Origin of the sequence: Hydrogenophaga pseudoflava NBRC 102511, assembly GCF_001592285.1 — a bacterium.
GTDB classification, from domain to species: Bacteria; Pseudomonadota; Gammaproteobacteria; order Burkholderiales; family Burkholderiaceae_C; genus Hydrogenophaga; species Hydrogenophaga pseudoflava.
In genome coordinates this window covers 69,842-83,671 of sequence record NZ_BCWQ01000019.1, presented here as the reverse complement: position 1 = coordinate 83,671, position 13,830 = coordinate 69,842, and the positions used below count along the sequence as shown (strand labels likewise).

General features: G+C 67.5%; 13 protein-coding genes. 5 read left to right on the top strand and 8 right to left on the bottom strand.

The features are described from left to right. Positions 1-609 (top strand): methyl-accepting chemotaxis protein (locus HPS01S_RS19985; protein WP_255284267.1); only part of this gene is annotated, 609 nt, incomplete at its 5' end. A gap of 66 nt (positions 610-675) precedes the next feature. Here the strand turns inward: HPS01S_RS19985 and HPS01S_RS19980 are convergent. From HPS01S_RS19980 to HPS01S_RS19945, 8 genes are all read right to left on the bottom strand, one after another. After that, complete coding sequence (locus HPS01S_RS19980) at positions 676-927, bottom strand: GlsB/YeaQ/YmgE family stress response membrane protein (RefSeq protein WP_206610671.1); 252 nt, start codon at positions 925-927, stop codon at positions 676-678. A 131-nt stretch (positions 928-1,058) separates the two neighbouring features. Beyond that, a complete protein-coding gene (locus tag HPS01S_RS19975) occupies positions 1,059-3,071 on the bottom strand; it encodes an ABC-F family ATP-binding cassette domain-containing protein (protein ID WP_066160377.1) in 2,013 nt (670 codons plus the stop codon). After that, a complete protein-coding gene (gene prmB / locus HPS01S_RS19970; protein ID WP_066160374.1) occupies positions 3,068-3,961 on the bottom strand; it encodes a 50S ribosomal protein L3 N(5)-glutamine methyltransferase in 894 nt (297 codons plus the stop codon). Before prmB ends, HPS01S_RS19975 begins: the two co-directional genes overlap by 4 nt. A 5-nt stretch (positions 3,962-3,966) precedes the next feature. Then, entirely contained in the window at positions 3,967-5,139 is a 1,173-nt protein-coding gene (dapE, locus tag HPS01S_RS19965; RefSeq protein ID WP_066160370.1) for a succinyl-diaminopimelate desuccinylase, read from the bottom strand. Next, positions 5,139-6,299 carry a PilT/PilU family type 4a pilus ATPase gene (locus tag HPS01S_RS19960; protein WP_066160364.1) on the bottom strand — a complete coding sequence of 387 codons (1,161 nt, stop codon included), beginning with the start codon at positions 6,297-6,299 and terminating at the stop codon, positions 5,139-5,141. Before HPS01S_RS19960 ends, dapE begins: the two co-directional genes overlap by 1 nt. A gap of 26 nt (positions 6,300-6,325) precedes the next feature. Then, positions 6,326-7,159 (bottom strand): 2,3,4,5-tetrahydropyridine-2,6-dicarboxylate N-succinyltransferase, encoded by an 834-nt coding sequence (gene dapD / locus HPS01S_RS19955; protein WP_066160362.1) that lies wholly within the window; start codon positions 7,157-7,159, stop codon positions 6,326-6,328. Positions 7,160-7,193: 34 nt separating this feature from the next. Next, positions 7,194-8,420 carry a succinyldiaminopimelate transaminase gene (dapC, locus tag HPS01S_RS19950; protein ID WP_066160359.1) on the bottom strand — a complete coding sequence of 409 codons (1,227 nt, stop codon included), beginning with the start codon at positions 8,418-8,420 and terminating at the stop codon, positions 7,194-7,196. A gap of 46 nt (positions 8,421-8,466) precedes the next feature. Next, positions 8,467-9,489, bottom strand: a complete 1,023-nt coding sequence (locus tag HPS01S_RS19945) for a Bug family tripartite tricarboxylate transporter substrate binding protein (protein WP_079365822.1) — start codon at positions 9,487-9,489, stop codon at positions 8,467-8,469. A gap of 158 nt (positions 9,490-9,647) precedes the next feature. Between HPS01S_RS19945 and HPS01S_RS19940 the strand changes: the two genes are divergently transcribed. The 4 genes from HPS01S_RS19940 to HPS01S_RS19925 are packed head-to-tail and all read left to right on the top strand — an operon-like array spanning position 9,648 to position 13,752. Beyond that, the gene (locus HPS01S_RS19940) at positions 9,648-11,093 is read left to right on the top strand and encodes an FAD-dependent oxidoreductase (RefSeq protein ID WP_066160396.1); all 1,446 of its coding nucleotides are present in this window, start codon (positions 9,648-9,650) and stop codon (positions 11,091-11,093) included. A gap of 55 nt (positions 11,094-11,148) precedes the next feature. Beyond that, positions 11,149-11,973, top strand: coding sequence for an IclR family transcriptional regulator (locus tag HPS01S_RS19935; RefSeq protein ID WP_066160356.1), 825 nt, complete (start codon positions 11,149-11,151; stop codon positions 11,971-11,973). Between the two features lie 34 nt (positions 11,974-12,007). Continuing rightward, positions 12,008-13,300, top strand: coding sequence for an aconitase X (locus tag HPS01S_RS19930; protein WP_066160354.1), 1,293 nt, complete (start codon positions 12,008-12,010; stop codon positions 13,298-13,300). After that, positions 13,297-13,752 carry an aconitase X swivel domain-containing protein gene (locus HPS01S_RS19925; protein ID WP_066160351.1) on the top strand — a complete coding sequence of 152 codons (456 nt, stop codon included), beginning with the start codon at positions 13,297-13,299 and terminating at the stop codon, positions 13,750-13,752. Before HPS01S_RS19930 ends, HPS01S_RS19925 begins: the two co-directional genes overlap by 4 nt. Positions 13,753-13,830: the final 78 nt, after the last annotated feature.

The following is a 13,830-nucleotide window of genomic DNA, read 5'->3' as shown; positions in this document are numbered from 1 at the left end:
AAGAACAGCGCCGATGCGGCCCGCCAGGCCAACCAGCTGGCCGCCAGCGCCTCGGAGATCGCGGTGCGTGGTGGTCAGGTGGTCGACCAGGTGGTGCACACCATGCAGGAGATTCACCGCAGCAGCCAGAAGATCAACGACATCATCGGCGTGATCGATGGCATCGCCTTCCAGACCAACATCCTGGCACTCAATGCGGCGGTGGAAGCGGCTCGGGCCGGCGAGCAGGGCCGCGGCTTTGCGGTGGTGGCGGCCGAGGTGCGCAGCCTGGCGCAACGCAGCGCCGAGGCGGCCAAGGAAATCAAGGGGCTGATCAGCGCCAGCGTGGACAGGGTCGAGACCGGCAGCCGTCTGGTGGGCGACGCGGGCCAGACCATGGGCGAGGTGGTGGCCAGCGTGCAGCGGGTGACCGACATCATCGGTGAGATCAGTGCGGCCGCGGGCGAACAGAGCGACGGCATCGGCCAAGTGAACGTGGCGGTGGCGCAGCTGGATCAGATGACGCAGCAGAACGCCGCGCTGGTCGAGGAAAGTGCAGCAGCGGCCCAGAGCCTCAAAGACCAAGCCACTGTGCTGACCCGCACGGTGCAGGTGTTCCGGGTGCAATGACCACGATCCGCCGCAGGAGCGGAGTCTTTGCGGTCGCGGCCTTCGCTCTCGACCGGGCGCCTGCGCTCAGGCCTTCTTCTTGAGCAGGCCGTAGAGCGCCAGCAGCACGATGGCGCCGACGACGGAAGCGACGAATCCCGCCGGTTGACCCGGCGCATAGAGCCCCAGGGCGGCGCCTGCGTAGCTGGCCAGAAACGAGCCGGCGACGCCGAGCAGGGCCGTCATGATCCAGCCCATGCTGTCATCGCCGGGCTTGAGCATGCGTGCGACGAGGCCTGCGATCAGGCCGATGAACAGGGTGCCGAGAATGGACATCATGCGAAAGGCTCCTTTCAGAACGCAGAGACAGGCCTCTGGGTGTCGGTCACTGTAGCGCCATTCTTTCGATGGCGCAGCCTGTACCTGGCGCCGTCGCCCGGTGTGTGCAGGACGTCATCCCGCAGCAGCCTTCAGGCGACAGAGTTCGCCGCTTCAATCGCTTCGGTCAGTTCAAGCCACCGCGCCTCGACCGTCTCGATCTCGTCGTTCACCGCCTTGAGCTGCCGACCGGCGTCGGCCAGGGCTGCGGGCGTGGCCGGCTGGCTCAGGGTGTCTTCCAGCCGCTGCTTGTCCTGGGTCAGCGCGGCGAGACGTTTCTCCGCCTGTTCCAGCGATTTCTTCAGCGGTCGCAGGCGCTCGGCCAGTTGCTGGCGCTTCTGTGCATCGAGCTTGCGCTGTTCGGCGCTGCTGGGCGCCGGTGCGGCGGCCACGGCCGGGGCGGGGGCTGACGCCACCACCGGTGCTGGGGCCGGTGCAGTCTCTGCCCGCGCCTCCTGCCGGCGCGCCTCGCGGGCCTGCTTGGCCACGTCCAGCAGGTAGCGCTGGTAGTCGTCGAGGTCGCCGTCGAACGGGGCGATGCCGCCCCGCGAGACCAGCCAGAACTCGTCGCACACCGCGCGCAGCAGGGCCCGGTCGTGGCTGACCAGCATCACCGTGCCTTCGAACTCGTTGAGCGCGACCGACAGCGCCTCGCGCGTGGCCAAGTCCAGGTGGTTGGTCGGTTCGTCCAGCAGCAGCAGGTTTGGGCGCTGCCAGACGATCATGCACAGCACCAGGCGCGCCTTCTCGCCGCCGCTCATGCTGCCCACGGCCTGCTTGACCATGTCGCCGCTGAAATTGAACCCGCCCAGGAAGCTGCGCAGGTCCTGCTCGCGCGTGGCCTGGCCACTCAGGCGGCCTTGTGCCGTGCAGTCCTTGACCAGTCGGATCATGTGCTCCAGCGGCGTGTCGGCCGGGCGCAGCACGTCCAGTTCCTGCTGCGCGAAGTAGCCGATGTTCAGGCCCTTGCCCTCGATGATCTCGCCGCTGATCGCGGCCAGGTCGCGCGCGATGGTCTTGACCACGGTGGACTTGCCCTGGCCGTTGGCGCCCAGGATGCCGATGCGCTGGCCGGCCAGCACCGACTTGCTGACGCCGCGCACGATGGTGATCGGGTCGCCGCCGTCCACCGCCGGCGGGTAGCCGAAGCTCACGTCGTGCATGGCCAGCATGGGGTTGGGCAGGTTCTGCGGTTCGGCGAACTCGAAGTTGAACTCCGCCTCGGCCAGCACCGGGCCGATCTTCTCCATGCGCTCCAGCGCCTTGACCCGGCTCTGCGCCTGCTTGGCCTTGCTGGCTTTGGCCTTGAAGCGGTCGATGAACTTCTGCAGGTGTGCCATCTTCTCCTGCTGGCGGGCGTAGGCCGTGGCCTGCAGCGCCATCTGCTCGGCGCGCATGTCCTCGAAGCGGCTGTAGTTGCCGCCGTAGCGGGTCAGCAGGGCGCGTTCGATGTGCACGGTGACATCGGTGACCGCGTCGAGGAATTCGCGGTCGTGGGAGATCACCAGCAGCGTGCCCTGGTAACGCTTGAGCCAGTCTTCCAGCCAGACCAAGGCGTCCAGGTCCAGGTGGTTGGTGGGTTCGTCGAGCAGCAGCAGCTCGCTCGGGCACATCAGCGCGCGCGCCAGCTGCAGGCGCATGCGCCAGCCACCAGAGAAGCTGTTGACCGGGCGCTCCAGTTCGTCGCTGCGAAAGCCCAGGCCCAGGATCAGGGCCTGCGCCCGCGCCGGCGCATCGTGCGCGCCCGCGTCGTGCAGCGCCATGTAGGCGTGGGCCATGCGCTCGCCGTCGTCGCTGGCCTCGGCCGCGGTCACTTCCTGCTGGGCGGCCAGCAGGGTCACGTCGCCTTCGATGACGAACTGTGTCGCGGGCATGTCGGTCTCGGGCATGTCCTGCGCCACCTGGGCCATGCGCCAGTGGGTGGGCACGCTGAAGTCGCCCTTGTCTTCGTGCAGCGTGCCGTCGAGCAGGCGGAACAGGCTGGATTTGCCGGCGCCGTTGCGGCCCACGAGGCCGACTTTCTCGCCGGGGTTGATGGTGCAGGAGGCGCCATCGAGCAGGACCTTCGTGCCGCGACGAAGGACCAGGTTTTTCAGGGTGATCATGGGGAAACGGAAGCGGGAGAAGTGGCGGCGCGCAGGGCGTCGGCGGTCAGCAGCAGCACCTGGTCGTCACCGGCGCTGGTCGAGAGCCAGACCACCTCCAGCTGCGGGAAGGCGGCTTCAAAGAAGGGGCGCTCGTGGCCGATTTCGAGCACCAGCACGCCGTGCGGGGACAGGCGCGGGGGCAGGTCGCGCAGCAGTGCGCGCACGAAGTCCATGCCGTCGGCGCCACCGGCCAGCGCCAGCTCGGGCTCGGCGCGGAACTCCGGCGGCAAGGCGGACATGCTGTCGGCGTTGACGTAGGGCGGGTTGCACAGCACCAGGTCCCAGGGACCCGGGCAGGCGGCAAGTCCGTCGGACTCGATCAGGTGGACTCGATCCTGCAGCCCGTGGCGGTCGACGTTGATGCGCGCCACCGCCAGGGCTTCGGGGGAGAGGTCGGCGCCGGTTACCTGCACCTCGGGCCAGGCCATGGCCGCGAGCACGGCCAGGCTGCCATTGCCGGTGCACAGGTCGAGCACCTGCCGGGTGTCCTCACCGAGCCAGGCGTCGAAGCCGCCGTCGGCGATCAGCTCGGCAATGAAGCTGCGCGGCACGATGGCGCGTTCGTCGACGTAGAAAGGCACGCCTTGCAGCCAGGCTTCGCGCGTGAGGTAGGCGGCGGGCTGGCGGGTTTCGATCCGACGCCCGATCAGGGCCTCGGCCTCGCCGACCTGGGCGGCCTGCAGCTCCTCGCACCCGATGGCGTCCAGATCGCTGTCCAGCGGCATGCCCAGCGACCAAAGCACCAGCCAGGCCGCTTCGTCGCGCGCGTTGGTGGTGCCATGGCCGTAGACGAGGCCGGCGGCCTCCAGCCGGTCCTGGGACCGGTCCAGCAGTTCCTGCAATGTCATGGTGTTCAGCCGGCCAGCGCCGCGCTGCGGTTCAGGCGTTCGAGCACGCCGCGGTAGATGGCCGTGAGCGGCTCGATGTCGGCCACGGCCACGTGCTCGTCGACCTTGTGGATGGTGGCGTTGGGAGGACCGAGTTCGACCACCTGCGGGCAGATTTGCGCGATGAACCGGCCGTCGCTGGTGCCGCCGGTGGTGGAGAGCTCGGTCGCGATGCCGGTGGCGTCCTGGATGGCGGCGCGCACGGCATCGACCAGGGTGCCTGGCGTGGTGAGGAAGGGCAGGCCGCCCAGGGTCCACGCGAGGTCGTAGTCGCTGCCTGGCCGCAGACCATGCCGCGCCAGCACCTCGGCCACGCGGCCCTGCAGGCCTTCGGGCGTGGACTCGGTGGAGAAGCGGAAGTTGAAGTCGATGACCACGGTGCCGGGAATCACGTTGCTCGCGCCGGTGCCGCCGTGGATGTTGCTGACCTGCCAGCTGGTGGGCGGAAAGAAGGCGTTGCCTTCGTCCCAGACCGTGGCCGCCAGTTCGGCCAGTGCAGGGGCCACCAGGTGGATGGGGTTCTTCGCCAGCTGCGGGTAGGCGATGTGGCCCTGGATGCCCTTGACCGTGAGCTTGCCGCTCATGGTGCCGCGGCGGCCGTTCTTGATCATGTCGCCGGTGCGCTCGACCGAGGTCGGTTCGCCCACGATGCACCAGTCCAGCCGTTCACCGCGTCGCTGCAGTTCCTTGCAGACCACCACCGTGCCGTCGTTGGCCGGGCCTTCCTCGTCGCTGGTGAGCAGGAAGGCGATGTCGATGGCCGGCCGCGGCGTGGCGGCGAGGAACTGTTCGCAGGCCACCACCATCGCCGCCAGCGAGGTTTTCATGTCGCTCGCGCCGCGTCCGAAGAGCCTGCCGTCGCGGTGGCTGGGCACGAAAGGGTCGCTGGTCCAGGCGTCCAGCGGGCCGGTGGGCACCACGTCGGTGTGGCCCGCCCAGACGAGGGTGGGGCGCCGACCGGTGCCGCAGCGCGCCCACAGGTTGGCAACGCGGAAGGCGTCCGGTCCGCTGTCCATGCGCTCGCATGCAAAGCCCAGCGTTTGCAGCCGCGCCGCGATGATGTCCAGGCACCCCGCGTCATCGGGGGTGACCGAGGGGCGGGCGATCAGTTCTTCGGCAAGGCGCAGCGTGGCGGTCATCAGAATTTGACGTCGAGCGTGAACTCGGTGAAGGTGGCCTGGTCGCTCTGGTCGTCGTCCGACGGCGTCGCCGCCTGGCTGGCCTTGGAGGCGTTGAAGTCGTTCTGCAGACGCCAGAGCAGGTTGTTGGGCGAATCGGCATGCACCAGCGCCTCGTTGCGCGTGACCAGGCCGTCGAGCACCAGACGCGCGAGGTCCTGCTCGAAACTCTGCGAGCCGACCGCCAGCGACTTTTCCATCGCCTCGCGCACCCCCGAGAAGTCGCCCTTCTGGATCAGGTCGGCCACCAGGGCGGTGTTGAGCAGCACCTCCATCGCAGGCACCCGTCCGCCGGTGTGGGTGCGCAGAAGGCGCTGCGACACGACGGCGCGCAGCGCCGCGGCCAGATCGCCCAGCATCGTCGGGCGCACCTCGACCGGGTAGAAACTCAGGATCCGGTTGAGGGCCTGGTAGCTGTTGTTGGCGTGCAAGGTGGCCATGCACAGGTGGCCCGACTGGGCGTAGGCAATGGCGGCCGACATGGTCTCGCGGTCGCGGATTTCGCCGATCAGGATCACATCCGGCGCCTGGCGCAGGGCATTCTTCAGGCCGACCTGCAGCGATGCGGTGTCCCGGCCGACCTCGCGCTGGTTGATCACCGAGCGCTTGTTGCGGTACATGTACTCGATCGGCTCCTCGATGGTGAGGATGTGGCCGGTGGCGTTCTCGTTGCGGTGGTCGATCATGGCCGCCAGCGTGGTCGACTTGCCGGCGCCGGTGGCACCGACCATCAGCACCAGGCCGCGTTTTTCCATCACGATCTCGTTGAGGATCGGGGGCACGTTCAGCGAGTCCAGCGACGGCACGTCCGCCGGAACAAAACGGATCACCACCGCGTAGTTGCCGCGCTGACGCATGGCACTGACCCGGAAGTTGCCGATGCCGTCCAGCGGCACCGCCATGTTGAGTTCACCGGTTTCCACCAGTTCCTCGATGCGGGCCGGCGGCACGATTTCGGACAGCAGGTTGCGCGGCGCCTCGGGCGGCAGCACCTGGCTGTTGATCGGGATGGTCTGGCCGTTGATCTTGATCATCGCCGGCGCATGGGCCGACAGGTAGACGTCCGAGGCCTTCTTGTCGGCCATCAGGCGCAGGATGCGCTCCATCGTTCCGCTGCTCATGTCGGCTCCCGGGTCAGGCGTTGAGATCAGTCGCGCAGCAAGTCGTTGATGCTGGTCTTCGAGCGCGTCTGGGCGTCCACGCGCTTGACGATGATGGCGGCGTACATGCTGTAGTCGGCGCCGTTGGCGGTCTTCTTGGGCAGGTTGCCGCTGACCACCACCGAGCCCGAGGGCACGCGGCCGTAGCTGATCTCGCCGGTGGCGCGGTCAAAGATCGGGGTGCTCTGGCCGATGTACACGCCCATGCCGAGCACCGAGTTCTCTTCCACGATCACGCCTTCGACCACTTCGGAGCGGGCGCCGATGAAGCAGTTGTCCTCGATCACGGTCGGGTTGGCCTGCAGCGGTTCCAGCACGCCGCCGATGCCGACGCCGCCGGAGAGGTGCACGTTCTTGCCGATCTGTGCGCAGGATCCCACGGTGGCCCAGGTATCGACCATGGTGCCCGAGTCGACATAGGCGCCGATGTTCACATAGGAGGGCATGAGGATCGCGCCCGACGCGATGAAGCTGCCGCGGCGGGCCACGGCCGGGGGCACCACGCGCACGCCGGTGGCCTTGAGTTCGGCCTCGGAGAGGTGGGCGAATTTGGTCTGCACCTTGTCGAAGAAAGCCAGGTCGCCGGCCTTCATCACCGCGTTGTCCTTCAGGCGGAACGACAGCAGCACGGCCTTCTTGATCCACTGGTGCACCGTCCACTGGCCCACGCCTTCGCGGGTGGCCACGCGCAGCTTGCCGCTGTTGAGTTCGGCAATCACGTGCTCGACCGCGTCCAGCACTTCCTTCGGGGCGGATGCGGGCGAGAAGTCGGCGCGCTGTTCCCAGGCGTTGTCGATCAGGGTTTGCAGTTGTTGGGTCATGAGACGGGTCGGCGTTGGGGTTGAAATGGGTGGTTCAGCGAGACTGTTCGCGGCAGAAGCGCACGATGCGTTCAGCGGCTTCCAGGCATTCGGCGGGTTCGGCCACCAGGGCCATGCGCACGCGGCCGGCGCCGGGGTTGGTGCCACCACTGGCTCGCGCCAGGTAGCTGCCGGGCAAAACGGTCACATTGTATTGAGCCAGCAGTTCCCGGGCGAAGGCCTCGTCGGCGCTCAGGCCGGCCACCTTGCCCTCGAACGAGGCCGGCACGCCGGCCCAGAGGTAGAAGGCCGCGTCGGGCAGCGCCACATCCAGCACCTCGGCCAGCATGGGTGTGACGGCGGCGAACTTCTCGCGGTACTGGCGGCGGTTGTCGATCACATGCTCCTCGTCGCCCCACGCGGCCACGCTGGCGGCCTGCACGGCCGGGCTCATGGCGCCGCCGTGGTAGGTGCGGTAGAGCAGGAAGCTCTTGATGAGCGCGGCATCCCCCGCCACGAAGCCGCTGCGCAGGCCGGGCACGTTGCTGCGCTTGGACAGGCTGGTGAACATCATGAGGTTCTTGAAGTCCGGACGGCCCAGTTTCACGGCGGCTTCAAGGCCGCCCAGCGGCGGTTCGTCGCGGAAATAGATCTCGCTGTAGCACTCGTCGGACGCGATCACGAAGCCGTGGCGGTCGCTCAGCTCGAACAGCTTCTGCCACTCGTCCAGCGGCATCACGGCGCCGGTGGGGTTGCCGGGCGAGCAGACGAAGATCAGCTGCGTGCGCGCCCAGACCTCGTCGGGCACGCTGTCCCAGTCCACCGCGAAGTTGCGCGCCGGCACGCTGGGTACGTAGAAGGGCTGGGCGCCGCCGAGCAGGGCCGCACCTTCGTAGATCTGGTAGAACGGATTGGGAAAGGCCAGCGTGGCGCCGGGCTTTGAGGCGTCCAGTACCGTCTGTGCAAACGAGAACAGGGCCTCGCGCGAACCGTTCACCGGCAGCACCTGGGTGGCGGCGTCGACGGGGACGCCATAGCGGCGCTGCATCCAGGCGGCGCAGGCCTGGCGCAGGGCGGGTTCGCCGGCGGTGGCGGGGTAACCGGTCAGGCCGGTGTCCAGCGCGGCGGCCAGCGCGTCCTTGAGCATCTGCGGCGTGGCGTGTTTGGGCTCGCCGATGCCCAGGCTGATGGGACGCAGGTCGGGGTTGGGCGTGACGCCCGCGAAGAGCCGGCGCAGCCGTTCGAAGGGGTAGGGCTGCAGGCGGGAGAGCAGGGGATTCATGGGCCGCGATTATCGGCCATGGCCTGCGGCCCGCCGGCTGCAGGTCTTACTGTTTGGGCAGTCCCAGCTTGCTGATCATGGCGCCCCATTCGTCGTGGGTTTTCTGCACGAGCGCGGCGAATTCCTGCGGTGTGTTGCCGCCCGCCTCGTAGCCGCCATCCCGGTAGAACTTGGCGACTTCGGGCATGGCCAGCACTTTCACCAGCGCGTCGTTGAGCTTCTTCACGACGGCCGGCGGCATGTTGGCCGGGCCGAAGAAGCCAAGCCAGCTGGGCAGGTCCATGCCGGTGTACCCCTGTTCGGCAAACGTGGGCACGTCGGGCAGGGCGCTGACGCGCTGGGACGCCGCAATGGCCATGATCTTCACCTTGCCGCTCTGTGCAGCAATGATCGCGGAGGGTGCGGAATCGAACATGTACTGGACCCGACCTCCGATCAGGTCCTTGGCCGCGTCGGAGCCACCCTTGTAGGGGATGTGCACCGAGTCGATCTGGGTCTGACGGGTGAACGCCTCACCGTAGATGTGGGACGACGTGCCGAGGCCGAACGATGCATAGCTGGTCTTGCCGGGATTCGCCTTGATGTAGGCGACCAGTTCGCGCACGTTGTTCGCCGGCACGGAGGTGCTCATCGACAGCACCAGCGGGCCCCGCCCGCCCACCGACAGCGGGGTGAAGTCCTTGAACGGGTGGTAGGGCACCTTGGCAAACATGTGGGGGTTCTGCGCAAAGGTGGAGGATGGCGAGTACATGAGCGTGTAGCCATCCGGTGCGGCGCGGGCGACCTCGCTGGCGGCGAGCATGGTGCTGGCGCCGGGCCGGTTGTCCACGACCACATTGGTGCCCAGCACCTCGCCGAGCTTCTGGGCCACGGTGCGCGCCTGGGCATCGGTGCCGCCACCTGCGGTGAAGCCCACCACCAGGCGGATCGGACGGTCTTTTGTCGGGAAATCCTGGGCGAATGCGGGCAGCGTGCTGCCGGCCAGTGCGGCGGCTGCCAGCAGCGTCACGACCTGACGGCGTGTGCGCGAGGCCGTACGAGAAGGGGTGGTGGGGCCAAGTTCGGGCATGTTGTCTCCTGTTGTGGTTGCGATGAAAATGGACTGTATATCCATAAAACACTTTCAGTAAGCGTGTTTTGTCGGTGTTAACCCTTATAAACGCCTATTTGGATTGTAAAAATGAAAACACAGTCCATAATTAGAGCAACCAAGGAGAAGATATGAAAGTGCAGACCCTCACGCGGACCGACGAACGCTTCCTCACCTCGGATGTGTTCGATCGCGACCAGCGGGTGGCGCGGCCGGATCACGGCACCTGGGACGAGCCCGGGCGGCGCATCCCGATTTACCACCGTTGTGGTGTGCTGGTCGTGGGTGGGGGGCCTTCGGGTACCGCCGCCGCCGCCTCCGCCGCCGCCGCCGGTGCCGACGTGGCACTTCTGGAGCGCTACAACCACCTGGGCGGGCTGTCAACCGGCGGGCTGGTGATCTGGATCGACCGCATGACCGACTGGGAAGGGCAACTGGTTGTGCGAGGTTTCGCCCAGGAGGTGTTCGAGCGGTTGCCGGCGGATGCCATCGCCGGGCCGACCCGGGAGGACTGGGGGTCCCAGGAGCCCGACAAGGCGGGCTACTGGTCGCACCGCACGGCGGGCTTCCACGGCGTCGTGACCTGGTCGCCCACCATCGACCCCGAGCGTCTGAAACTTCTGTCGCAGGAAATCGTGATCGAGCGTGGCGTCAAGCTGATCTACCACTCATGGGCCGCGCTGCCCATCGTGGATGAAAAGGGGGTCGTCAAAGGCGTGGTCTTCGAGAGCAAGGAAGGGCGCATGGCCATCATGGCCGACGTGGTGGTCGACGCCACCGGCGACGGTGATCTGTTCGCGCGCGCCGGTGCGGCGTTCGTCAACGACATCGAACAGGCCGACGTGCACCACTGCATGAACACCTCCTGGCTGTTCGGGGGCGTTGACATGAACCGCTGGATCGACTTCAAGACTGGGCGACCCGACGATCACGCGGCCTTCATGGCCCGAGGTCGTGAGCAGCTCAAACTGTTCGAACGCCCGTTTGTGTCCTGGCGCAACGACATCGCGCTGTTCATGGGGCCGCGGCAGTCGGGGTACTCGGCGCTCGATGTGGACGATCTGACGGCGGTTGAAGTGCGTTCGCACCGGGCGATGGCCGCCCATCTGGACTATTTCAAGGCACACGCGCCGGGCTTCGAAGACGCCTATCTGCTGCAAAGCGCGCCGCAGATCGGCGTGCGCCACGCGCGCCGGCTGGTCGGCACGGACGGCGTCTGGCGCCACCGCTGGCCCGAGGGGCGTGCGCTGCCCGACGAGGTGGCGGTTTCGCCGGCGGTCTCGCCCAAATTCCCCAACATCTCCGTGCCCTACGGTGCGCTGGTGCCCGAGAAGCTCGACGGGCTGCTGGCCTGTGGCCGCCACATTTCCTGTGACCGCAATTCGCACGGATTCATGCGCGAGATTCCGCAATGTTGGCTGACCGGCCAGGCCGCCGGAGTGGGGGCCGCGCTGGCGGTGCGCCACGGCGTCGCACCGCGCGCGGTGGACATCGGTGCCTTGCAGGCCGAGTTGTTGCGCCAGGGGGTGTATCTGCGACCCGGCGCGGCCGCGCAGCCCGAGCCGTTGGTCGCGTCGGCGTGAGCGCATCCTCATGAAGGCACCTCTTATATTGGCGGGTTTCCAGGAGGAGACCACCATGGCGAACGATCGTCCAGGCATCCACGACGCGCCGCGAGCCGAGCGTCCCGATACCGTGTCCGCGCTGGAGCGTGGCATTTCTGTGTTGCGCTGTTTCTCTGAGGAGCGGCCAGTGCAGGGGTACGCCGAGCTGGTGCGCATGACGGGCATTCCCAGGCCCACGCTCAACCGCATCGTCGGCACCTTGCTGGGGGCTGGCATGCTCAAGAACGCGCCCATGGCCGACCGTTTCATGCTGGGGCCGGGGGTGGTGTCGCTGGCGCGGGTCTTTCTCGGCAGCCTGGACGTCCGGGGCGTGGCCAGGCCCCATCTCCAGGCACTGGCGGAGGAGGTGGGCGTGTCCACCTATCTGGCCGTGCGCGACGGCATGGAGATGGTGATCATCGAGGCATGCCGTCCGCGCTCGTCGATGCTCACCGCGCGGCTGGACGTGGGCTCGCGCGCACCACTGCCGGTGTCGGCGCTGGGGCGGGCCTTCCTCTCGGCCATCGACGATGCACAGCGCCAGCAGCTGATCGACTCGCTGCGGCTGTTGCGCGGCCCCGAATGGGACAGCGTGGCCCCGGCCATGCACCGTTCGATCGACGAGGCCCGGCGGCTGGGCTATTGCCTGTCGCTCGGCGAATTCCACCGCGAGATCAATTCGGTGTCGGTGGCGCTGTACGGACCGTCCGGCGAGGTCATGGCGCTCAACTGCGGTGGCGCCGCGTTCATGTTCACCGAACAGCGCCTGCGCGAAGAACTGGCGCCGCGCCTGCGGGCCATTGCCAAAGACATCGCACAGGCCATTGGCGGGCGCGTGCCCGAACTGCGGCCGTCCTGAAGCGGCCTGCGACCACCCACGATACGGAGACCCCATGCAACTGAGCGACGAAGAGAAAGCCATGTACGACGGCCGCGACGGGCCGGCCGTTCAGAAGGCGATGGACCTGCTGGTGCGCTACGGTGAAGCGCTGGATGCCGAGTGCCTGGTGCAGACCCGCAACGTCTGCGCCACCATCACCTCGACCACCCCGTTCCAGCGCGAGTTCGCGCTGGCCAAGGGCGGCATGGACGCGGTGTTTTCCGAGTTCAGCCTCGACAGCCAGGAAGTGGTGCAGATTCCGAAGTTCAAGGTCTTCACCAGCCATCTGCAGCTGGGCTTCGATCCCGGTCAGCCCGAGCGCATGGGCGTGAACGAGGAAACCGTGCGGTTCTATGAGCAGAGCGAGCGCCACGCTGCCGGTCTGGGCGCCCAGATCATGAACACCTGCACCCCGTATCAGGTGGGCAACATTCCCACCCGCGGCGAGCACTGCGCATGGATGGAGTCGTCCGCGGTGGTCTACTGCAACTCGGTGCTGGGGGCGCGCACCAACACCGAGGGACGCGAGAGCTGTGGTGCGGCGATGCTGACCGGGCGCATTCCCTACTGGGGCTATCACCTTCCCGAAAACCGATACGCCACACACCTCGTGGAACTCGACATCGAGGTCGAGTCGGTGCAGGACTGGGGACTGCTGGGCTACTTCATCGGCGAACATGTGCAGGATCGTGTGCCGGTGCTGCATCGGCGAGGGGGGCTGGAGCAGGTGCCCAACCTGCCGCGCCTCAAGCACTTTGGCGCCGCCGCCGCGTCCTCGGGCGGGGTGGAGCTTTTCCACATCGCCGGCATCACCCCTGATGCCCTGACGCTGGAACAGGCGCTTGGGGGGCGGGCGCCGCGCGAAGTGCTGCGCTACGGTGAGGCCGAGCGCCGCCTCGCTTACGAGAAGCTCAACATGACCGCGCAGTCGGCCGAGATCCAGTACGTCATGCTGGGCTGTCCGCACTACACGATCGAGCAGATCTGGGAAGCCGCGCAACTGCTGGAAGGACGGCGCGTGCATCCGGACTGCGAGCTGTGGATCTTCACGCCCCGCGCCATCAAGGCGCTGGCCGACCGCAACGGCTACACCAAGATCATCGAAGACGCCGGCGGCATCCTCATGTCCGACAGCTGTTCTGCCATGAGCCGCGCTGTGCCCAAGGGCACCCGGACGGTGGCACTGGACTCGGCCAAGCAGGCGCACTACCTGCCCGCCATCCTCGGCGTGCAGGCCTGGTTCGGCACCACGGCGCAATGCATCGACGCGGCATGCACCGGCCGCTGGCAAGGAGGACTGCAATGAGCACCGAAACACCGTCCCTGGCCCCGCCCAGCGAACCAAAGGTGATCGTCATCCACGGACGCAAAGTGGTGGGTGGCATCAGCGAAGGCGAGGCGCTGGTCACGCGCGACCACATTTCAGGCTGGGGCGGCATCGACCCGCGCACCGGCAGCGTGATCGAAACCCGCCACGAACTGCGGGGACAGAGTTTTGCCGGCAAGGTGCTGGTGTTCCCGGGAGCCAAAGGCTCCTCGGGCTGGTCGGCCATGTTCCACATGACCCGGTTGCTCAAGACCGCGCCGGCGGCGTTCCTGTTCAATGAAATGACCACCAAGATGGCACTGGGCGCCGTGGTGACCCATGCACCGGCCATGACCGGGTTCGATCGAGATCCGCTCGATTGCATCGAGACCGGAGACTGGGTGCGGGTGGACGCCGAAGCCGGCGTGGTGGAAATCACCAAGCGCGGTTGAGACGGGGCGGGGCGCCGCGCCCTTGGGCGCCAGGGCGGCTGGGGTAACATTTCGGGCCTGTATCCGATCACCGACTGG